We start from the raw sequence: 20,440 nt of genomic DNA on the forward strand, positions 1-20,440 counted from the left end.
CCTGGGTTTGTCGGGGGCGCGTCTGCGCATCGTACTAAAAGGTTAGCTATGAAAGTTGTCAGCGACGCCTGGCGCCAGCGATTTGGCGGCACGGCGCGTCTCTACGGGCAGGAAGCACTGCAGCGTTTTGCCGACGCGCATTTCTGCGTCATCGGCATTGGCGGCGTCGGTTCCTGGGCGGCCGAAGCGCTGGCACGCACCGGCATCGGTAAAATTACCCTGATCGACATGGATGATGTGTGTATTACCAATACCAACCGTCAGATTCATGCCTTGCAGGGGCATGTCGGCCAGGCGAAAACCGAGGTGATGGCGCAGCGTATTCACGCCATCAATCCGGAGTGTGAGGTGATCTGCATCGATGACTTTATCACGCCGGACAATACCGCGGAGCTGATGGCGGCGGGGTTCGACTATGTGATTGACGCGATTGATAGCGTGCGCCCTAAGGCTGCGCTGATTGCCTGGTGCCGGCGTAATAAGATCCCGCTGATCACCACCGGTGGCGCCGGCGGACAGATCGATCCGACGCAGATTCAGGTCAGTGACTTAGCCAAAACCATTCAGGATCCGCTGGCTGCCAAACTGCGCGAGCGGCTGAAAAGTGATTTTGGCGTAGTGAAAAACAGCAAGGGTAAACTGGGGATCGACTGCGTATTCTCTACCGAGGCGCTGGTGTATCCGCAGCCGGACGGCAGCGTATGCGCTTCGCGCAGCACGGCGGAAGGGCCAAAGCGCATGGACTGTGCCGCCGGCTTTGGTGCGGCCACCATGGTGACCGCCACCTTTGGTTTTGTTGCGGTGTCGCACGCGCTGAAAAAATTCCTCGCGCGCGCGGCGCGTCAGTCTGCCTGATGCGCGCGGGCGGCACGCTGTACCGCCTCTGCCAGCGCCTGTAAACCACTGCTGCGCGAGGCGCTCAGCTGCGCGCGCAGCCCTAAGGTATCAAACAGCGCCAGCGGGTCTGTGGCTAACAACGCCGCGGGCGTTTTTCCTTCCACCGCTGTCAGTAGCACCGCCAGCAATCCGCGCACAATGCGCCCCTCACTGTCGCCGTAAAAATGCAGCGTGCCGTCGGCCCGCTGCTGGCTGCTGAGCCAGACGCGGTTTTCGCAGCCGGATAGCTCAATTTCCGCCGTTTTCAGCGCTTCCGGCAGCGCCGGCAGCTGGCGGCTGAGCTGAATCAGCTGGCGGTAGCGATCTTCCCACTGATGAAAATGGGCAAACTTCTCCGTCAGGCTGGCTTCGGTAATCAGGTCACCAAACGGATGGGGGGCAAGCAGGGCTGATGTCATTACGTTACTCACTCAGTAAATCCACGGCATGGTGCATGGCGCGCACCAGCGCGTCCACGTCCTGCAGATTATTATAGGGGGCAAATGAGACGCGCAGCGTGCCGCTGACGCCAAGCGCCGCCATCAGCGGCTGGGCACAGTGCTGGCCGGCGCGCAGCGCGATGCCCTGTTCCGCCAGCAGCGTCACGATATCGCTGTGGTGAATACCGGCGATATCAAACGCCAGCAGGCTGGCGCTGCCGCAGCGGAAACTGCGGAAGCCGGGAATAGCGCTGAGTTGTTCTTCGGCAAGGCTGGCCAGCTGCTGGCTCCAGCGTTCGGCTTTTTCCGCATCGTACTGCCCCAGCCAGTCCAGCGCCGCACTCAGCCCGACCACGCCCGCCACGTTCGGCGTGCCTGCTTCAAAGCGCCACGGCACCGGCTGCGGCGTGAAGCCGCTGAAATCGACCTGCGTCAGCATTTTGCCGCCGCCCTGCCACGGCGGCATCGCGTCCAGCAGCTCCGCTTTGCCGTACAGCACACCAGTGCCCATCGGACCATACAGCTTGTGCGCGGAAAAGGCGTAGAAGTCGATATCCAGCGCCTGCACATCCGGCGGGCAGTGCACTACGCCCTGCGCGCCATCCACCATCACTTTCGCCCCAACGCCGTGCGCCAGCGTAATCGCCTGCGCCAGATCCGGACAGCCACCGGTCACGTTAGACATCTGACCTATCGCCAGCAGCCGGGTGCGCGCGTTGAGCAACTGCGGCAGCAGGGCGATATCCGGCCGTCGGTCAGCGCCAATCGGCCATTTCACCACTTTCGCACCGCTGGCCTGCGCCACCATCAGCCACGGCACCAGATTGGCGTGGTGCTCGGCTTCGCTTACCACAATCTCGTCGCCCGGTTGCAGACGCGGTGCCAGCCAGCTGTGCGCCACCAGGTTGATGGCCTCCGTGGTGCCACGCGTCCAGACGATTTGCCGATCGTCCGCCGCCTGCAGCCAGTGCGCCACACGCGCCCGCGCCTGTTCATATTGTGCTGTCAGCGCGCGGGCAGCGGCGAACTGGCTGCGGTGGACGGTGCCGCCGCTCAGCGAATAAAACTGCGCGGTCGCGTCAATCACCGCCTGCGGCTTCAGCGCGGTGGCAGCGCTGTCGAGATAGACACCCGCATCGCTCAGCGCGGGAAACTGCTGACGAAACTCGCCAGGAGAGAAATGGGTCATACTCAGCTCACTTACTTGGATGTTAGGACCAGGCTGAAAGCCACGCCGTGGCCTGGCAAAGCTGGAAAAGCGCGTTATGCTAATTATTGCAAGGTTTGAACCGAAACCCGCATAACGAATCGGTCTGTTCCAGTCGATCGCTCTGTTTGCTGCCACTGGTCAGCGCACGCGGGTGGTTTAATGCAATCAATCTGCAAGGAGATAGAAGATGAATAAACTCGCCGCAGTGCTGGCCGTGTGCACCATGGCCTTTACCCTGGCCGCCTGTTCCAGCAACTACGTCATGCATACTAATGATGGTCGCACCATTGTTGCGGATGGCAAACCAAAAGTTGACGATGAAACCGGTATGATCAGCTATAAAGATGCCAATGGCAACGAGCAGCAGATTAACCGCTCAGATGTGAAAGAGATGGTGGAAATGGGCCAGTAAGCCCGGCTAGCAGGTAAAAAAAAGCACCGCAATTTGCGGTGCTATTTAAAATCACTATGGACAGACAGGGTAAATCTACAGGAATTAAAAGTTTGATCTGCAATCGTCAGATCAAAATGCAAACACAACATCACGACCACAAGCCAAAAGCTCTCTAAAAGTCTGCGATCTCTCGCACGTTTCCAGAAATCTTTTCGTTCCGGCTCAGGAAGTGCGGCAACTATAGGTATTTGCTGGAGCTTCCTCAACGGACAAATTATAATGTCTCGGATTAAAAAATCTAATACGTAACGACTTTGTATAAGTTGCAGTGTTACGCTGTCAATCCGGGTACGGAAAACCATGTCAAAACGCCTTCCGCCGCTTAATGCTCTTCGCGTCTTCGACGCTGCGGCCCGTCATTTGAGCTTCACCAAAGCCGCTGAGGAGCTGTTTGTGACCCAGGCGGCTGTCAGCCATCAGATTAAATCGCTGGAAGATTTTCTCGGTCTCAAGCTGTTTCGCCGGCGCAATCGTTCGCTGTTACTGACCGAAGAGGGTCAAAGCTACTATCTCGATATCAAAGAGATTTTTTCGGCACTGAACGATGCCACGCGCAAACTGCAGGCGCGCAGTGCCAAAGGGGCTCTCACCGTCAGCCTGTTGCCGAGTTTCGCCATTCAGTGGCTGGTTCCGCGCCTCTCCAGCTTTAATCTGGCTTATCCGGGCATTGATGTGCGTATCCAGGCGGTGGACCGTGATGAGGAGAAGCTGGCCGACGATGTCGACGTGGCGATTTTTTATGGCCGCGGCAACTGGCCCGGTTTGCGGGTAGAGAAATTGTATGCCGAATATCTGCTGCCGGTGTGCTCGCCGCTGCTGCTGACTGGCGACAATCCGCTCAAATCACCGGCCGATCTGGCGCATTTCACGCTGCTGCATGACGCCTCGCGCCGTGACTGGCAATCCTATATTCGTCAGCTGGGCTTGCAGCACATCAATGTTCAGCAGGGGCCGATCTTCAGCCACAGCGCCATGGTGCTGCAGGCGGCGATCCACGGCCAGGGCGTGGCGCTGGCCAATAACGTGATGGCGCAGAGTGAAATTGAGGCCGGACGTCTGGTCTGTCCTTTCAACGATGTCTTAGTGAGTAAAAATGCTTTTTATCTGGTTTGTCATGACAGCCAGGCAGAACTGGGTAAAATAGCCGCCTTTCGGCAGTGGATTCTGGAAAAAGCCGCAACTGAACAAGAAAAATTCCGCTTCCGCTACGATCACTAACGCGTTGCCTGCCGCACAGTGATGTGCGGTTTCACCTTGAGGATAAATGAATGTCCAGTCGTGCCATGTTTATATTTGCCGCCATCAGCGGCTTTCTGCTGGTGGCGTTTGGTGCTTTTGGGGCGCACGTGCTGAGCAAAGCGCTCGGCGCGGCCGAGATGGCGTGGATCCATACCGGCCTTGAATATCAGGCGTATCATACGCTGGCGATTATCGGTATTGGCGCAGCGATGCTGCGTCGCGCCAATATCTGGTTTTACTGGAGTAGCGCCGCGATGGCGCTGGGTATCGTCCTGTTCAGCGGCAGCCTGTATTGTCTGGCGCTGTCACACCTGAAGTTTTGGGTGTTTGTTACGCCGGTTGGGGGCCTGTGCTTCCTGATTGGCTGGTTTTTGATGTTGATTGGCGCGCTGCGTCTGAAACGAAAGGCAGATCGCCATGAATAAAGTTTTACTCTATTGCCGTCCGGGATTTGAGAAAGAGTGTGCGGCAGAAATCAGTGCCAAAGCAGCGGAACGTGAAATCTACGGTTTTCCGCGTGTTAAAGATGACGCCGGTTACGTGCTGTTTGAGTGCTATCAGCCGGAAGAGGCGGAAAAACTGATCGCCACGCTGCCGTTCGCAGAGCTGATTTTTGCCCGGCAAATGCTGGTGGTGGGCGAGCTGCTGCGCGATCTCCCGACAGAAGATCGTATCACCCCGATCGTCGGTATGCTGAGCGGCGTAGTGGAGAAGGGCGGCGAGCTGCGCGTTGAAGTGCCCGACACCAATGAAGCCAAAGAGCTGACCAAATTTTGCCGCAAGCTGACGGTACCGCTGCGCGCCGGCCTGCGCGACAGCAAAATCCTGCTGAATTATGAGAGCAATAAACGTCCGGTGGTGCATGTGTTCTTTATCGCGCCGGGCACCTGCTACGTTGGTTATTCGCTGCCGCACAACAACTCGCCGTTTTACATGGGCATTCCGCGCCTGAAGTTCCCGGCCGATGCGCCAAGCCGCTCTACGCTGAAGCTGGAAGAAGCATTCCATGTGTTCGTGCCGGCCGATGAGTGGGATGAACGGCTGGGCAGCGGCATGTATGCGGTCGATCTTGGTGCCTGCCCCGGCGGCTGGACCTATCAGCTGGTGAAGCGCAGCATGTGGGTCTACGCGGTGGATAACGGCCCGATGGCGCCGAGCCTGATGGATACCGGACAGGTTACGCACTGTCGCGAAGACGGGTTCAAATTTCGCCCGCCGCGCAGCAACATCAGCTGGCTGGTGTGCGACATGGTGGAAAAACCGGTGCGCGTCGCCAGCCTGATGACCGAATGGCTGGTCAACGGCTGGTGCCGTGAGGCGATCTTCAACCTCAAGCTGCCAATGAAAAAGCGCTATGAAGAAGTCACGCAGAACCTGGCAATGATGGACGCGGCGCTGAAGGAGAAGGGCGTAAACGCGCAGATCCAGGCGCGCCAGCTGTATCACGACCGCGAAGAAGTGACCGTGCATGTGCGCCGGATCTGGGCGGCAGTCGGCGGACGGCGCGACGAACGCTAGGCCTGCTTCATACTTTGCACTATCGCGGCGTTGGCTGCGCCTGCTTCATACTTTGCACTACCGCAGCGTTGGCTGCGCCTGCTCGCCCCGGTCACATACTGATGTATGCTCCCGGGGACTCCCAGGCTTGCCGCCTTGCGCTAGCACAAATTATTTCGCAGATTGGCTGCTTCGTATTAATGCAGGTAACTGCAGGCCGCATAACATTTGTAGCGGCGCGATTCATCGCGCAATAAATTGCGCCGCTACCAAAACCACAACCGGTGTGGAATGGGGCTGAAACCTGCCTGACCAGCTCGGGCTTGCCGTCCTGCGGTGGCACAAATTATTTCGCAGAACTTCTGCTTCATTCTTTGCACTATCGCGGCGTTGGCAGCGCCTGCTCGCCCCGGTCACATACTGATGTATGCTCCCGGGGACTCTCAGGCTTGCCGCCTTGCGCTAGCACAAATTATTTCGCAGATTGGCTGCTTCGTATTAATGCAGGTAACTGCAGGCCGCATAACATTTGTAGCGGCGCGATTCATCGCGCAATAAATTGCGCCGCTACCAAAACCACAACCGGTGTGGAATGGGGCTGAAACCTGCCTGACCAGCTCGGGCTTGCCGTCCTGCGATGGCACAAATTATTTCGCAGAAATTAGGTGCACTAACCCGTAGCGGCGCGATTCATCGCGCAATGTGTGGGATTGAATTTACCTGAACAGCTCAGGCTTGCCGTGCTGCTGTAGGGGCGCCATTCATGGCGACCTCAGTGACGCACCGGACCCTGATACCGCAGGGTATTTAAATTCCCCTGCAACACCAAATCCCGCTTCAGCGTTGACACCTGTCGGCACACCTCGGCGATCGCGCGGTGATCGCGTAACTTCTTCTGCCACTTCTCAGGTACCTGATCCAGCTGCTGATACAGCGCCTCGAGCGAACCAAACTGCAGCAGCAGTTCCCGCGCGCTTTTCGGTCCGATGCCGGGCACGCCTGGAATTTTGCTGCTGCTGATACCGCATAAGCCCCAGTAATCCGCCAGCTGGGCCGGCGCGACGCCGAACTCCTGTTCGATAAACGGCACGTCCAGCCAGCGCTTCTGAAAATAATCGCGGATGCGGATGCTCGGCGCCAGCAGCTGGCAGTAACCTTTATCGGTGGAAACGATGGTGGCCTGATGACCGGCGTCGGCCATCTTCACTGCCAGCGTCGCGGCCAGATCGTCCGCTTCATCCTCGTTCGGCAACCCAGCAGCTGACACCGCTGGCCTCAAAGGCCGCCTGCAGCGAGGCCATCTCCTGCTGTAAATCGTCCGGCATCGGCGGGCGGCCCGCTTTGTAATCCGGCAATAACTGATGACGCCAGCCAGGCTGTCGGTCATGGCTGTCAAACACCGCCACCACGTGCGTTGGCCGCGTGTGACCCAGCAGCTGATGCAGCGCCGCCACGCAGGCCTCGCGACAGGGCGAACCCTGCACGGCGTGCAGGCGGCGGATCAGATTGAGCGCGTCGATAATAAGCAGATGAAGCGACATAGTGATACCGGCAGCCCGCAGGCTGCCTTCCTGATGGGTTATTTGATGATTTCGTAGCAGGGGATGTAAGCACTGCCGGGCAGCTTCATGCGCTGCTGCGCGACGAAGCCCTGCAGCAGTTCGTCCATACGGTGCATCAGATCGGCATCGCCTTGCAGCTGATACGGACCTTTTTCCCGGATTTCGCGGATCCCCATCTCTTTGACGTTACCGGCCACGATGCCCGAGAAGGCACGCCGCAGATCCGCTGCCAGTTTTTCTGCTGGCTGATTCGGGAACAGCTTGAGGTTGGCCATATTTTCGTGGGTCGGCAGGAACGGCACCTGCAGATCCGGCGCAATGCGAATCGACCAGTTGAAGCTGTAGGCATCGCCGGTTTCGCGGCGGTACTCTTTCACCTGCGGCATGGCTTTCTTCATCAGACGCGCCACTTCCGCAGCATCATCAATGATGATTTTGTAATGCCGGCGCGCGGCTTCACCCAGCGTATTAACGATGAAATCATCCAGCACGCGGAAGTAATCGGCGCTTTCTTTTGGCCCGGTGAGGATCAGCGGCAGGACCTGATCGCTGTTCTGCGGATTCATCAGAATGCCCAGCAGATACAACAGCTCTTCTGCCGTACCCACGCCGCCCGGGAAGATCACGATGCCGTGCGCGATGCGCACAAAGGCTTCCAGACGCTTTTCGATATCCGGCATGATGATCAGTTCATTCACCAGCGGGTTAGGTGGCTCCGCAGCGATGATCGACGGTTCGGTCAGGCCGATAAACCGGCTGTCGTGATAGCGCTGCTGTGCATGGCCTACCGCCGCCCCTTTCATCGGCGCTTCCATCACGCCTGGACCACAGCCGGTACAAATGTTCAGTTCGCGCAGGCCCATCTGGGTCCCGACATTGCGGCAATATTGATATTCGACCGCGTTGATGGAGTGACCGCCCCAGCACACCACGGTGTTGGGATATTCGCCCACGTGCAGCGCGCGTGCGTTGCGCAGAATAGAGAACACCTGATTGGTGATGTGCGCGGAGTCGGTGACATCCTGATTCTGCAGACGATCCGCTGCCGAGAGCTGACCGTTAACAAACAGAATATCGCGCAGTACGGCAAACAGGTTCGCCTGCAGCGAACGGATAATCCGGCCGTCAACAAACGCCTCTTCCGGCGGGTTGATCAGCTCCAGTTTCACGCCGCGCTCGCGGCGCAGCACGTTGATGTCAAAATTTTCAAAGCGGGAAAGCAGTTCGTGGCTACTGTCGGTCTGGCTGCCGGAGTTGAGTACCGCCAGCGAGCAGTTACGAAACAGCTGGTAGAGATCGCTGCTGGCAGTACGCTTCAGCATGTCGACTTCCAGCTGGGAGAGCAGATCCATTGAGCCAAGCGGGCTGATATGTGTAATCAAGAGAACTCCTTTACACGCAAATGCGTGACTGATGACGCTGCGCTTAACCCGTTGAGCGCAGTGACGAAAATCCTTCGGTAAGCACGCTGTCGCCCTCGCGCCTGTACCAGAGTACCGTTGTCGGCCGCGAATGCTCAAGTGGAACCGCGCATCCGTGCGACGGCCTGCGAGACATCTCGCAATCTGTTACTGGCGCACCAGGCGGGAGTAGCCCGGCGTGAAAGGAACATTGCTGCGCCACGGATTGATATCCAGCCCGCCGCGCCGCGTGTAGCGCGCGTAGACGGTTAATGCTGCTGGCTGACAAAAGCGCTGAATATCGTTAAAAATACGCTCGACGCACTGCTCGTGAAACTCATTGTGCTGGCGGAACGAAATCAGATAGCGCAGCAGCGCTTCGCGATCGATACGCGGGCCCTGATAGCGAATCATCACCGAGCCCCAGTCCGGCTGATTGGTGATCAGACAGTTCGATTTCAGCAGATGGCTGACCAGCGTCTCTTCAACCACTTCGCTGCCCGTTGCGCTGGCGAGGTAATCGGCGTTAAAGCCGTAATCGCTGATAGTGATATCCTGCTCGTCGATGACATCGCCAGCGAAGTGCCCGATCGGCTGACCTTCCACTTCGCTCAGGCGAAACAGCGCCACGCTGACCTGGCCATTAGCGCAGGCGCTGAGATCGCGCTCCAGCGTTTGCCGCACGGCGCCCCAGTCGGCGAAAATCGTCTGGTTAAAGCTGTTAAGATAGAGTTTGAAGCTTTTGGACTCGATCAGATTCACGCTGTCGGCGCTTAGCACCACTTCGCCGACCGCGACCTGCGGCACGCCTTTGCTGTTTAGCCAGGAGAGTTCATACAGCGTCCAGATATCTGCGCCGTGGAACGGCAGGTTGTCGGGATAGAGCCCGAGCGGCTCGCGATTCAGGCTGCGCGGCACCGCCTGCAGCAGCGTGTTATCGTAGCGATCAACATACGCGGTGGGCTTACCCAAAGTCAGGCCGCTCAGCGCCGTATCCCGGTTTTCAGAAGACATAACGGTTACCACTAAAATCCATCAAAGGGAGTCAGTGTAACCGATCACCAGTGAGAAGATGAATGATGCAGCAAACCGCAGAAGCCCTGCGCGATTTTACCGCCCGTTATGTAGCGCACTGGCAGCAGCAGCACGGCCATTTTCCCGCCAGCGCCGAGCTGTACGGCGTGCCGTCGCCCTGCATCATCAGTGAACTGGATGAGCGTGTCCTGTGGCAGCCGCAGGATTTTACCCTGCCAGCCTCGCTGGCAGCCGTTGAGCGCGCACTGGATATTCAGCTGCAGCCGGACCTCACCACGTTCTATACCACGCAATTTGCCGGCGACATGCACGCGCAGTTTGCACAGCAGCCGCTGACGCTGCTGCAGGTGTGGAGCGAGGACGATTTTACCCGCCTGCAGGAGAACCTGATTGGTCATCTGGTGATGAAGCGCCGTCTGAAACAGAGCCCGACGCTGTTTATCGCCACGACAGATTCAGAGCAGGATGTTATCGCGGTGTGTAATCTGACCGGCGAGGTAATTGTGGAGCAGCCGGGTACGAAGAAGCGGCAGAAACTGGCGGTGGATATTCAGAAATTTCTTAATGCTTTACAACCGGTTAGTTCGTGAGTTGCAGACTTTTCTCGCAGCCTTTGTAAGAGATCTCTCACAACTGTTGTGCGAGATCGCCAGAACATTGTGCAGACTTCCGGAAGTCCGCAATGTAAAAATATTGTGAATCATGCAGTTATGGCATCAATCCGAAAATATAGACATGGCTTAATCGTTTAACGGCGCTTACTGACTTGTTATTGCGATGGTTTCTGCCAGAATAGTCACCACTGGCAGGAAGCCACGGATTGAGAGACGTTCAGGAGAATGTCAGCCAGGCGGCAGGAACGTAACGGAGTTTACGTCACAGGGAAGGCTTCAGGATGAAGCAGGACACTCCGGAGTGAGTAAAGGACACCTCCAGGATGGAGAATGAGAGCCACGCGGGATGTGGCGGGCCAGGATGCTAAGGACCAATGTCAAGATGACAGGCGACGGAAAGCGCAGGAACAGTTGTCATGGATGAGCAGGGAGCACCGCGGTGGCGGGAATGCTGCAAACGAACCGGGAGCACTGTAATCACAGTGCTCCCTTTTTTTATGCCGTTTTTGCGCGCGCACCCACTAATGATATGCTTGCCGCCCCTTTTTGACGCGGAGGTAGCGTATGTCGACGCACCTGATTATTCAGCGGCTGCAGCAGGTCGAAGCGGTGATGCGCGAACACGGCCACTGGCAGACGCACGCCCCGGCGGCGGAAGCCTTTAATAGCACGCAACCTTTCTGTCTCGATACCCTGCAGCCGCTCGAATGGCTGCAGTGGGTCCTGCTGCCGCGCATGCAGGCGCTGCTTGACGCCGGCGCCGCGCTGCCGCAAAACTTCGCCGTTACGCCTTATTATGAGATGGCCCTGCCGCCCACCACGCCGGGCCATGCAGCGCTGCTGCTGACGCTCAGCCAGCTTGATGCGCTGTTTGCGCCGCCGGATGCCTGATGCTGGAGATCATTTATCAGGATGCATGGCTGGTTGCGGTGAATAAACCGGCGGGCTGGCTGGTGCACCGCAGCTGGCTTGATCGCAAAGAGAAAGTGGTGGTGATGCAGACGGTGCGCGATCAGATTGGTCAGCACGTATTTACCGCGCATCGCCTCGATCGTCCCACGTCTGGCGTGCTGCTGATGGGGCTCTCCAGCGAAATCGGGCGGCTGCTGGCGCAGCAGTTTGAACAGCATCAGATACAGAAGACCTATCACGCAGTGGTGCGCGGCTGGCTGGACGGTAGCGCAACGCTGGATTATCCGCTGGTGGAAGAGCTGGATAAAATTGCGGACAAGTTTGTCACGGAACCGCGCGCGCCGCAGCCGGCGGTCACCGATTATCGCGCGCTGGCGCAGGCGGAACTGCCGGTGGCTATCGGCAAGTACCCCAGCGCACGTTATACGCTGGTTGAGCTGTCGCCGCACACCGGGCGCAAGCATCAGCTGCGACGCCATATGGCGCACCTGCGTCATCCGATTATTGGTGACAGCTCGCACGGCGATCTGCGGCAGAACCGCGGTGCCGCAGCCCACTTTGGCATGGATCGACTGATGCTGCACGCCAGTGCGCTGACGCTAACGCATCCGGTGACCGGCGAACCGCTGGTGATTCGCGCCGGGCTGGATCGTGTCTGGCAGCAGATGCTGCAATCGTTTGGCTGGCAGCAGCAACTGCCCGAGGTGCCGAGGGTTGAGTTTGCCGCTGAGGCAGTCCAGGATAAGCCGACAGAATAAAGGAGCGGCAAAATGGCAAAGATTGGCATTTTTACAGGTACGGTATACGGCAACGCGCTGCTGGTTGCCGAAGAGGCGCAGCCGGTGCTGGAAGCGCAGGGGCATGAGGTGAAGGTGTTTGAAGATCCGTCACTGGCCGACTGGCAGGCTTACAGCAAAGAGGTCGCGTTAATTGTTACCTCGACCACCGGGCAGGGCGATTTTCCGGACAATATCGCGCGACTGTATGTGCAGGTGCGCGATGAGCTGGGCTATCAGCCAGAGCTACGCTATGGCGTGATCGCTTTAGGCGACAGCAGTTACGACCACTTCTGTGGGGCCGGTAAGACCTTTGATGCCACGCTGCAGGAGCAGCAGGCGCAGCGTATTGGCGAGGTGCTGCTGGTGGATGCGACGGAAAATCCGGAGCCAGAGTCAGTGACCACGCCGTGGGTGGAGAGCTGGGGTAAGTTGTTGTAAATCAGGCCCTCACCCTAACCCTCTCCCGCAGGCGGGAGAGGGAACCGATCGCGCCGAAAGTTAATTTTGCACCTCACGTCACCGGTGCCGGATTGAATACCGCCAGCTGATTACGGATTCCCCAGCGATCTGACCACGTCTGTTTACGTCCGCTGGCGATATCCAGAATCAGCTCAAACAGCCGCCAGCCGACCTGTTCAATACTCTCTTCGCCCGTCGCGATGGTGCCGGCATTGATGTCCATCAGGTCATGCCAGCGGTTCGCCAGCGCGCTGCGCGTCGCCATTTTAATCACCGGAATCGCCGCCAGACCGTAAGGCGTGCCGCGTCCGGTGGTGAACACCTGTAGCGTAATGCCGGAAGCCATCTGCTGGGTGCCACAGACAAAATCGCTGGCCGGCGTGGCGGCGTAAATCAACCCGCGCTGCGTCGGGCGCTGTCCGGGTGACAGCACTTCGACAATCGGGCTGCGGCCGGATTTGGCAATTGAGCCCAGCGCTTTTTCTACCACATTGGCCAGGCCGCCTTTTTTATTGCCCGGCGACGGATTCGCGCTGCGGTCGGTTTGCCCCTGGCTCAGATAATCGTCGTACCACGCCATCTCCTCCAGCAGCCGTTTGCCCACCGCTTCGTTCACCACACGCGGCGTCAGCAGATGGATCGCATCGCGTACCTCGGTCACTTCCGAGAACATCACCGTCGCACCACAGCGCACCAGCAGATCCGAGGCAAAGCCAACCGCCGGATTGGCCGTCACGCCGGAAAACGCATCGCTGCCGCCGCACTGGGTGCCGACCACCAGCGCTGACGCCGGGCAGGTTTCGCGCTGACGCTGATTGAGTTTTTTCAGATGGCGCTCGGCCACCTGCAGAATTTCATCGACCATCGCGCCAAAGCCCACGTGACGCTCATCCTGCAGGCGCACGATATCGCGCTCATCCAGCGAAATGGCCTGTACGTCCGGTGTGCCGGTCAGCAGGCGCTCCGGCTGTAATTTCTCGCAGCCGAGGCTCACCACCATCACTTCGCCGCCAAAATTAGGATTCAGTGCAAGGTTGTGAATGGTACGAATCGGCACCACCGCCGCCGGTGCGTTGATCGCCACGCCGCAGCCATATAAATGGTTGAGCGCCACCACACCATCGACGTTGCTGTAGCGCGGTAGCAAATCGCGCTCAATCAGCTGCACCACGTAATCCACCACGCCCGCCACGCAGTGCACGCTGGTTGTGATGCCGAGCAGATTGCGCGTGCCGACGCTGCCGTCGGCATTGCGATAGCCTTCAAAGGTGTATCCTTCCAGCGGTGGCAGGGGCGGCGGCACGTTAGTTGCCAGCGGCAGGCTGGCCAGCGGTGGGGCGGCGGGCAGCGCCACCAGCGACTCCTCAATCCAGCTGCCGCGCGCAATCGGGCGCAGCGCTGTGCCAATCACTTCACCGTAACGCACGATGGCACCGTGGAGGGCGATATCGCTCAGCGCCACTTTGTGCCCCTGCGGCACATGCTCAGTCAGCTGCAGACCGTCATCAAAGCGGCTGCCTGCGGGCAATCCCTGATCGTTGACCACAATCGCCACGTTATCGGCGTCGTGCACTTTAATGTAGCGCGGTTTGTCTGTCAGAGGTCGGTTCATTGCTCACCTTCCGGTTCGTCGCACCGGTCATAGCGGTGCGGTTGAAATCACGTCCGTCACATCATCGTTATTTGCCAGCCTCAGTATAAGCAGGGGTATTCACCCGCGCATTGTGCAACTGACTGGCTTTGTGCCGCGATCGGCGCGCAGTTTGGTTCGTTTTACCAAACGCAAGTGAAGAGCCTCACAAAGCGTACGCTTGCTGTTCACTTTTGCAGCAATCTGGTGGCTGGATAGCGGGTTCCGTGAGCCACGCCGCAGCGTTATGGGCAAATGCCACAAAATCGTGCCGGATTGATGATTATCCTCGGGCGTTCCTCCAGTGTTTCGCGGCGATGCTGTTCCTATACTGATTGCCGTTCTTCAACGTTTGGTTATTCGTCACGACGCATCATCGTTTTGCCATAACAACAATCGCCGTGTTTAACCCAACATCATTCTGATACCCAACGCGATGTGTATGCAGTCAGAGTGAATGTAGCGTTCGCTATATTTCAGGAGTGCATCATGAATAGTTACAGCCAGACAGCGGCAGCGGTGCAGAAGCGCACCAACGCCCGTTACTGGATTGTGGTGATGTTATTTATCGTCACCTCGTTCAACTACGGTGACCGGGCCACCATTTCGATTGCCGGTTCGGCGATGTCGAAGGAGATCGGTCTCGATTCCGTCGGCCTCGGCTACATCTTCTCCGCCTTCTCGTGGGCGTACGTTATTGGTCAGATTCCTGGCGGCTGGCTGCTGGACCGCTTCGGCTCCAAACGTGTCTATTTCTGGAGCATCTTCCTGTGGTCGCTGTTTACCCTGTTGCAGGGCTTCGTCGACATCTTTAGCGGCTTCGGCATTGTGGTGTCGCTGTTCCTGCTGCGCTTCATGGTGGGGCTGGCGGAAGCGCCATCTTTCCCGGGTAACAGCCGTATTGTTGCTGCCTGGTTCCCGGCGCAGGAGCGCGGTACCGCCGTCGCCATCTTTAACTCCGCCCAGTACTTCGCCACGGTGATTTTCGCACCGATCATGGGCTGGCTGGTGGCCGAGGTGGGCTGGGCGCACGTGTTCTGGTTCATGGGCGGGCTGGGCATCATTCTCAGCTTTATCTGGCTGAAAGTAATTCATGACCCGAACGATCACCCTGGCGTGAACAAAGCCGAGCTGGAGTACATGGAGCAGGGCGGTGCGCTGATCAACATGGATGCGAAGAAAGCCGAGCGTAAAGTGAGCTGGGATGAGAAGTGGTTCCAAATTAAGCAACTGCTCTCCACCCGCATGATGTGGGGGATCTATCTCGGTCAGTACTGCGTTAACGCCCTGACCTACTTCTTTATTACCTGGTTCCCGGTGTATCTGGTGCAGGCGCGCGGCATGTCGATTCTTAAAGCCGGCATGATCGCCTCGATTCCCGCCATCTGCGGCTTCCTCGGCGGCGTGCTGGGCGGCGTGATTTCAGACTACCTGATGCGTAAAACCGGCTCGCTGAACATCGCGCGTAAAACCCCGATTGTCATCGGTATGCTGCTCTCCATCAGCATGGTGATGTGTAACTACACCGAAACCGAATGGGTAGTGGTGCTGTTTATGGCGCTGGCGTTCTTTGGTAAAGGCATTGGCGCGCTGGGCTGGGCGGTGATGGCCGATACCGCACCCAAAGAGATCAGCGGCCTGAGCGGCGGCCTGTTCAATATGTTCGGTAACTTCTCTGGCATCGTCACGCCGATTGCCATTGGTTACATCATCGCCACCAGCGGTTCGTTTGAAGGGGCGCTGATTTATGTCGGCATCCATGCGTTTGTGGCGGCGTTCAGCTTCCTGGTGATAACCGGCGATATCAAACGTGTCGAACTCAAACCCCGGTCATAAGGAACCGAATATGAATACGCAAAGTTCCCCGGTGATTACCGACATGCAGGTGGTTCCGGTGGCGGGTTACGACAGCATGCTGCTCAACATCGGCGGCGCGCACAGCGCCTGCTTCACCCGCAATATCGTGGTGCTGACCGACAGCGCCGGTCACACCGGCGTCGGCGAAGCGCCGGGCGGTGAAACCATCTATGAGACGCTGGTCGCGGCAATACCGCAGGTGAAAGGGCAGCAGGTGGCGCGCATGAACCGGCTGGTGCAGCAGGTGCACAAAGGTAACCAGTCGGCGGATTTCGATACCTTCGGCAACGGTGCCTGGACGTTTGAGCTGCGGGTCAATGCGGTGGCGGCGCTGGAAGCGGCGCTGCTCGACCTGCTCGGCCAGTGCCTCGGCGTGCCAGTGGCCGAGCTGCTGGGGCCAGGTCAGCAGCGCGATGAGGTCACGGTGCTGGGCTACCTGTTTTACATTGGCGATCGGCGTAAGACTGATTTGCCCTATCAGAGCGGCGACGCGGCCGGTCACGACTGGTATCACCTGCGCCATCAGGAGGCGCTGACGCCGGACGCGGTGGTGCGCTTAGCCGAAGCGGCGCAGGACAGGTACGGCTTCAAAGATTTCAAACTGAAAGGCGGCGTGCTGCCGGGCGAGCAGGAGATTGCCTCGGCGGTGGCACTGAAGCAGCGTTTCCCGGACGCGCGCATCACCGTCGATCCCAACGGCGCCTGGCATCTGGATGAAGCCATCGCGCTGTGCAAAGGCCTGCACGAGGTGCTGACCTATGCCGAAGATCCGTGCGGTGCCGAGCAGGGGTATTCCGGGCGCGAAGTCATGGCCGAGTTTCGCCGCGCCACCGGTCTGCCGGTCGCCACCAATATGATCGCCACCAACTGGCGTGAGATGAACCACGCGGTGATGCTCAACGCAGTCGATATTCCGCTGGCCGACCCGCACTTCTGGACGCTGAGCGGCGCGGTACGCGTGGCGCAGCTGTGTGATGAGTGGGGGCTGACCTGGGGCTGCCACTCCAATAATCACTTCGACATTTCGCTGGCGATGTTTACCCACGTCGGCGCAGCGGCACCGGGTAAACCGACCGCCATCGATACCCACTGGATTTGGCAGGAGGGCGATCAGCGCCTGACCAAAGAGCCGCTGCAGATCCGCAACGGCAAAATTGCCGTGCCGGACAAGCCCGGCCTCGGTGTTGAGCTGGACTGGGATCGCCTGCGCCAGGCTAACGCCCTGTATCAATCGCTGCCGGCAGGCGCACGTAATGACGCCACGGCAATGCAATATCTGGTTCCCGGATGGTCGTTCGACCGCAAGCGTCCGGCTTTTGGACGCCGCCATGCATAAGGAGCAGGAAATGAGTCACACCCCGAAAATTACATCAATGCAGGTCATTCCGGTGGCCGGTTACGACAGCATGCTGCTGAATCTGAGCGGTGCCCACGCGCCGTTTTTTACCCGCAATATCGTGATTGTGAAAGATAACGCCGGCCACACGGGCGTGGGCGAGATCCCCGGCGGCGAGAAAATCCGTCAGACGCTGGAAGACGCGGCGGCGCTGGTGACCGGAAAAACCGTCGGCGAGTACAAAAATATCCTCACCCTGGTGCGCACCACCTTTGCCGATCGCGATGCCAGCGGGCGTGGCAATCAGACCTTTGACCTGCGCACCACCATTCACGTGGTGACCGGCATCGAAGCGGCGCTGCTGGATCTGCTCGGCCAGCATCTGGGCGTCAACGTGGCGTCGCTGCTGGGCGAAGGACAGCAGCGTGACCGTGTCGAGATGCTCGGCTACCTGTTTTACGTCGGCGATCGCCGTAAAACGTCACTGCCGTATCAGAGCCAGACCGATGATCCGTGCGACTGGTATCGCCTGCGGCATGAGGAAGCGCTGACGCCGGACGCGGTGGTGCGCCTGGCAGAAGCCGCCTATGAAAAATATGGCTTTAACGATTTCAAACTGAAAGGCGGCGTACTGCGCGGCGGTGAAGAGGCCGAAGCAGTAACCGCACTGGCGAAGCGTTTCCCGCAGGCGCGCGTGACGCTCGATCCCAACGGCGCCTGGTCGCTGAATGAGGCCATCCTGCTCGGTAAACAGCTGAAAGGCGTGCTGGCTTATGCAGAAGATCCGTGCGGCGCTGAACAGGGTTACTCCGGACGTGAAGTGATGGCCGAGTTCCGGCGCGCCACCGGTCTGCCTACCGCCACCAATATGATCGCCACCGACTGGCGCCAGATGGGCCACACGCTGTCGCTGCAGTCGGTCGATATTCCGCTGGCCGATCCGCACTTCTGGACCATGCAGGGCTCGGTGCGCGTGGCGCAGATGTGTCACGACTTCGGCCTGACCTGGGGTTCGCACTCCAACAACCATTTCGATGTTTCGCTGGCGATGTTCACCCATGTGGCCGCCGCCGCACCGGGCGCCATTACCGCCATCGACACCCACTGGATCTGGCAGGAGGGCAACCAGCGCCTGACCAAAGAGCCGTTGCAGATCAAGGGCGGCATGGTGCAGGTGCCGCAGAAGCCGGGTCTCGGTGTCGAACTGGACATGGATCAGGTGATGCAGGCCCATGCGCTGTATCAGCAGCATGGACTGGGCGCGCGCGACGATGCGCAGGCGATGCAGTTCCTCGTGCCGAACTGGACATTTGATAACAAGCGTCCGTGCCTGGTGCGCTGATTTTATTCCGCGCGCCCGCGGGCGGCGGTGCTAAATAACAGGAGTAGAGATCATGAGCAATGCCTGGCCCAACCCTTTTCGTCGTCGTTTGCTGGCAGGGGAAACCCTGATTGGCAGCTGGTGCGCCCTTGCCAATCCTCTCACCACGGAAGTGCTGGGGCTGGCGGGCTTTGACTGGCTGGTGCTGGACGGCGAACACGCGCCGAACGACATCACCACCTTTATTCCGCAGCTGATGGCGCTGAAAGGCAGCCCGAGCGCGCCGGTGGTGCGACCGCCGTGCAATGAGCCGATCATCATCAAGCGTCTGCTGGATATTGGCTTCTATAACTTCCTGATTCCTTTCGTGGAAACCGCAGAAGAGGCGGCGCGCGCGGTGGCATCGACCCGTTATCCGCCAGCCGGTATTCGCGGCGTGTCGGTTTCGCATCGCAGCAACATGTACGGCACGCTGGCGGACTACAACGCCACCATCAATGACAATATCACCGTGCTGGTGCAAATCGAAACTCAGCAGGCGGTGGACAACATTGACGCCATCGCGGCGGTGGACGGCGTAGACGGCATCTTTGTCGGCCCGGGCGATCTGTCAGCGGCGCTGGGCTATCTCGGCCAGCCGGCGCATCCGGAAGTGCTGAAAGTGATCCGTTACATCCTTGAGCGCGCCAAAGCCGCCGGTAAGCCGAGCGGGATTCTGGCGCCGGTGGAGGCTGACGCACGCCGTTATCTCGAATGGGGTGCCAGCTTTGTTGCCGTCGGCAGCGATTTGGGTGTTTTCCGCCACGCCACGCAGGCGCTGTGCGACAAATTTAAGCAGTAACTGACGAAGGGGAAAGGCAATGAAAATTGGATTTATCGGCCTCGGCATCATGGGCAAACCGATGAGTAAAAACCTGGTGAAAGCCGGTTACACCCTGGTGGTGCGCGACCACAACGCCAGCAACGAAGCCGAACTGGTGGAGCTGGGTGCCACCGTGGCGAAAACGCCGAAAGAGCTGGCCGCGCAGGTTGATGTGGTGATCACCATGGTGCCGAACTCACCGCAGGTGAAAGAGGTGTGTCTGGGCGAGAACGGCATTATCGAAGGGGCGAAGCCGGGGCTGGTGGTGATCGACATGAGCTCCATCGCGCCGCTGGCCAGCCGCGAAGTGCATGATGCGCTGGCAGAAAAAGGCATCAGAATGCTGGATGCGCCGGTGAGCGGCGGTGAGCCAAAAGCGATTGAAGGCACGCTGTCGGTAATGGTCGGCGGCGATAAAGCGCTGTTTGATCAGTGCTACGATGTTCTTAAGGCGATGGCCGGTTCGGTGGTGCACACCGGCGATATCGGCGCGGGCAACGTCACTAAACTGGCCAACCAGGTGATTGTGGCGCTCAACATTGCCGCGATGTCAGAAGCGCTGTCGCTGGCCACCAAAGCCGGCGTCAATCCGGAACTGGTTTACCAGGCGATTCGCGGCGGTCTGGCGGGCAGCACCGTGCTGGATGCCAAAGCGCCCATGGTGCTGGATCGCAACTTTAAGCCTGGCTTCCGTATCGATTTGCATATCAAGGATTTAGCCAATGCACTTGATACCTCACACGGCATTGGCGCACATCTGCCGCTGACCGCGGCGGTGATGGAGATGATGCAGGCGCTAAAAGTCGACGGGCAGGGTACGTCCGATCATAGCGCGCTGGCTTGCTATTATGAAAAATTAGCCAAAGTTGAGATCACCCGGTAGTGCCCGCGTCCGGTGTCTGCGGATGCCGGACGCTGTACTGCCTAAGCCAGACGGATTTCCGTCATCTACCGCGC

At 58.9% G+C, this 20,440-nt stretch carries 19 protein-coding genes and 1 pseudogene; 14 read left to right on the top strand and 6 right to left on the bottom strand.

The window, feature by feature from the left end:
• Positions 1-48: 48 nt before the first annotated feature.
• Positions 49-855, top strand: coding sequence for a tRNA cyclic N6-threonylcarbamoyladenosine(37) synthase TcdA (gene tcdA, locus ABVR31_RS04430; RefSeq protein ID WP_021507387.1), 807 nt, complete (start codon positions 49-51; stop codon positions 853-855).
• Here the strand turns inward: tcdA and csdE are convergent.
• Together csdE and csdA are read right to left on the bottom strand one after the other, a co-directional pair.
• Complete coding sequence (csdE, locus tag ABVR31_RS04435; RefSeq protein ID WP_021507386.1) at positions 843-1,295, bottom strand: cysteine desulfurase sulfur acceptor subunit CsdE; 453 nt, start codon at positions 1,293-1,295, stop codon at positions 843-845. The genes tcdA and csdE overlap by 13 nt on opposite strands.
• Before the next feature lie 4 nt (positions 1,296-1,299).
• Positions 1,300-2,505 (bottom strand): cysteine desulfurase CsdA, encoded by a 1,206-nt coding sequence (gene csdA, locus ABVR31_RS04440; protein WP_058771611.1) that lies wholly within the window; start codon positions 2,503-2,505, stop codon positions 1,300-1,302.
• Between the two features lie 208 nt (positions 2,506-2,713).
• On the opposite strand from csdA, the gene ABVR31_RS04445 reads away from it, so the two are divergent.
• The 4 genes from ABVR31_RS04445 (at position 2,714) to rlmM (ending at position 5,737) form a co-directional block, all read left to right on the top strand.
• Complete coding sequence (locus ABVR31_RS04445) at positions 2,714-2,938, top strand: YgdI/YgdR family lipoprotein (RefSeq protein ID WP_010616412.1); 225 nt, start codon at positions 2,714-2,716, stop codon at positions 2,936-2,938.
• 342 nt (positions 2,939-3,280) lie between these two features.
• Positions 3,281-4,198, top strand: coding sequence for a transcriptional regulator GcvA (locus ABVR31_RS04450; RefSeq protein ID WP_010616414.1), 918 nt, complete (start codon positions 3,281-3,283; stop codon positions 4,196-4,198).
• 50 nt (positions 4,199-4,248) lie between these two features.
• Positions 4,249-4,644 (top strand): DUF423 domain-containing protein, encoded by a 396-nt coding sequence (locus tag ABVR31_RS04455; RefSeq protein WP_021507384.1) that lies wholly within the window; start codon positions 4,249-4,251, stop codon positions 4,642-4,644.
• Positions 4,637-5,737, top strand: a complete 1,101-nt coding sequence (gene rlmM / locus ABVR31_RS04460; protein ID WP_288424824.1) for a 23S rRNA (cytidine(2498)-2'-O)-methyltransferase RlmM — start codon at positions 4,637-4,639, stop codon at positions 5,735-5,737. The genes ABVR31_RS04455 and rlmM overlap by 8 nt, the downstream gene beginning before the upstream one ends.
• Before the next feature lie 751 nt (positions 5,738-6,488).
• Here rlmM and xni read toward each other — a convergent pair.
• The 3 genes and pseudogenes from xni to queF form a co-directional block, all read right to left on the bottom strand.
• Positions 6,489-7,257 (bottom strand): annotated as a pseudogene (gene xni / locus ABVR31_RS04465) (flap endonuclease Xni).
• 38 nt (positions 7,258-7,295) lie between these two features.
• On the bottom strand, positions 7,296-8,660 hold the full coding sequence (gene ppnN / locus ABVR31_RS04470; protein ID WP_021507381.1) for a nucleotide 5'-monophosphate nucleosidase PpnN: 1,365 nt from the start codon (positions 8,658-8,660) through the stop codon (positions 7,296-7,298).
• A 186-nt stretch (positions 8,661-8,846) separates the two neighbouring features.
• Entirely contained in the window at positions 8,847-9,692 is an 846-nt protein-coding gene (gene queF / locus ABVR31_RS04475; protein ID WP_058757052.1) for an NADPH-dependent 7-cyano-7-deazaguanine reductase QueF, read from the bottom strand.
• 62 nt (positions 9,693-9,754) lie between these two features.
• Here queF and syd point away from each other — a divergent pair, with 62 nt between their 5' ends.
• The 4 genes from syd (at position 9,755) to ABVR31_RS04495 (ending at position 12,456) form a co-directional block, all read left to right on the top strand.
• Positions 9,755-10,303 (top strand): SecY-interacting protein, encoded by a 549-nt coding sequence (syd, locus tag ABVR31_RS04480; RefSeq protein WP_372771900.1) that lies wholly within the window; start codon positions 9,755-9,757, stop codon positions 10,301-10,303.
• Positions 10,304-10,891: 588 nt separating this feature from the next.
• Positions 10,892-11,218 (top strand): YqcC family protein, encoded by a 327-nt coding sequence (locus tag ABVR31_RS04485; protein WP_058771608.1) that lies wholly within the window; start codon positions 10,892-10,894, stop codon positions 11,216-11,218.
• Entirely contained in the window at positions 11,218-11,997 is a 780-nt protein-coding gene (truC, locus tag ABVR31_RS04490) for a tRNA pseudouridine(65) synthase TruC (RefSeq protein WP_058757049.1), read from the top strand. Before ABVR31_RS04485 ends, truC begins: the two co-directional genes overlap by 1 nt.
• Before the next feature lie 12 nt (positions 11,998-12,009).
• The gene (locus ABVR31_RS04495) at positions 12,010-12,456 is read left to right on the top strand and encodes a flavodoxin (RefSeq protein ID WP_021507375.1); all 447 of its coding nucleotides are present in this window, start codon (positions 12,010-12,012) and stop codon (positions 12,454-12,456) included.
• 73 nt (positions 12,457-12,529) lie between these two features.
• Here ABVR31_RS04495 and garD read toward each other — a convergent pair whose 3' ends face one another.
• Positions 12,530-14,089: a galactarate dehydratase gene (gene garD / locus ABVR31_RS04500; RefSeq protein ID WP_132467002.1), complete on the bottom strand. Its 1,560-nt coding sequence runs from the start codon at positions 14,087-14,089 to the stop codon at positions 12,530-12,532.
• 507 nt (positions 14,090-14,596) lie between these two features.
• Between garD and ABVR31_RS04505 the strand changes: the two genes are divergently transcribed.
• The 5 genes from ABVR31_RS04505 to garR are packed head-to-tail and all read left to right on the top strand — an operon-like array spanning position 14,597 to position 20,366.
• Positions 14,597-15,943, top strand: coding sequence for an MFS transporter (locus tag ABVR31_RS04505; RefSeq protein WP_058771607.1), 1,347 nt, complete (start codon positions 14,597-14,599; stop codon positions 15,941-15,943).
• A gap of 10 nt (positions 15,944-15,953) precedes the next feature.
• Positions 15,954-17,300, top strand: a complete 1,347-nt coding sequence (locus ABVR31_RS04510; protein ID WP_104094368.1) for an enolase C-terminal domain-like protein — start codon at positions 15,954-15,956, stop codon at positions 17,298-17,300.
• 10 nt (positions 17,301-17,310) lie between these two features.
• The gene (gene gudD, locus ABVR31_RS04515) at positions 17,311-18,642 is read left to right on the top strand and encodes a glucarate dehydratase (protein WP_058757045.1); all 1,332 of its coding nucleotides are present in this window, start codon (positions 17,311-17,313) and stop codon (positions 18,640-18,642) included.
• Positions 18,643-18,694: 52 nt separating this feature from the next.
• The gene (gene garL / locus ABVR31_RS04520; protein WP_021507370.1) at positions 18,695-19,462 is read left to right on the top strand and encodes a 2-dehydro-3-deoxyglucarate aldolase; all 768 of its coding nucleotides are present in this window, start codon (positions 18,695-18,697) and stop codon (positions 19,460-19,462) included.
• Positions 19,463-19,481: 19 nt separating this feature from the next.
• Positions 19,482-20,366: a 2-hydroxy-3-oxopropionate reductase gene (gene garR, locus ABVR31_RS04525; protein ID WP_058771604.1), complete on the top strand. Its 885-nt coding sequence runs from the start codon at positions 19,482-19,484 to the stop codon at positions 20,364-20,366.
• Positions 20,367-20,440 lie beyond the last annotated feature (74 nt).

Source organism: Pantoea sp. WEP (assembly GCF_041678305.1).
Classification (GTDB): domain Bacteria; phylum Pseudomonadota; class Gammaproteobacteria; order Enterobacterales; family Enterobacteriaceae; genus Pantoea; species Pantoea dispersa.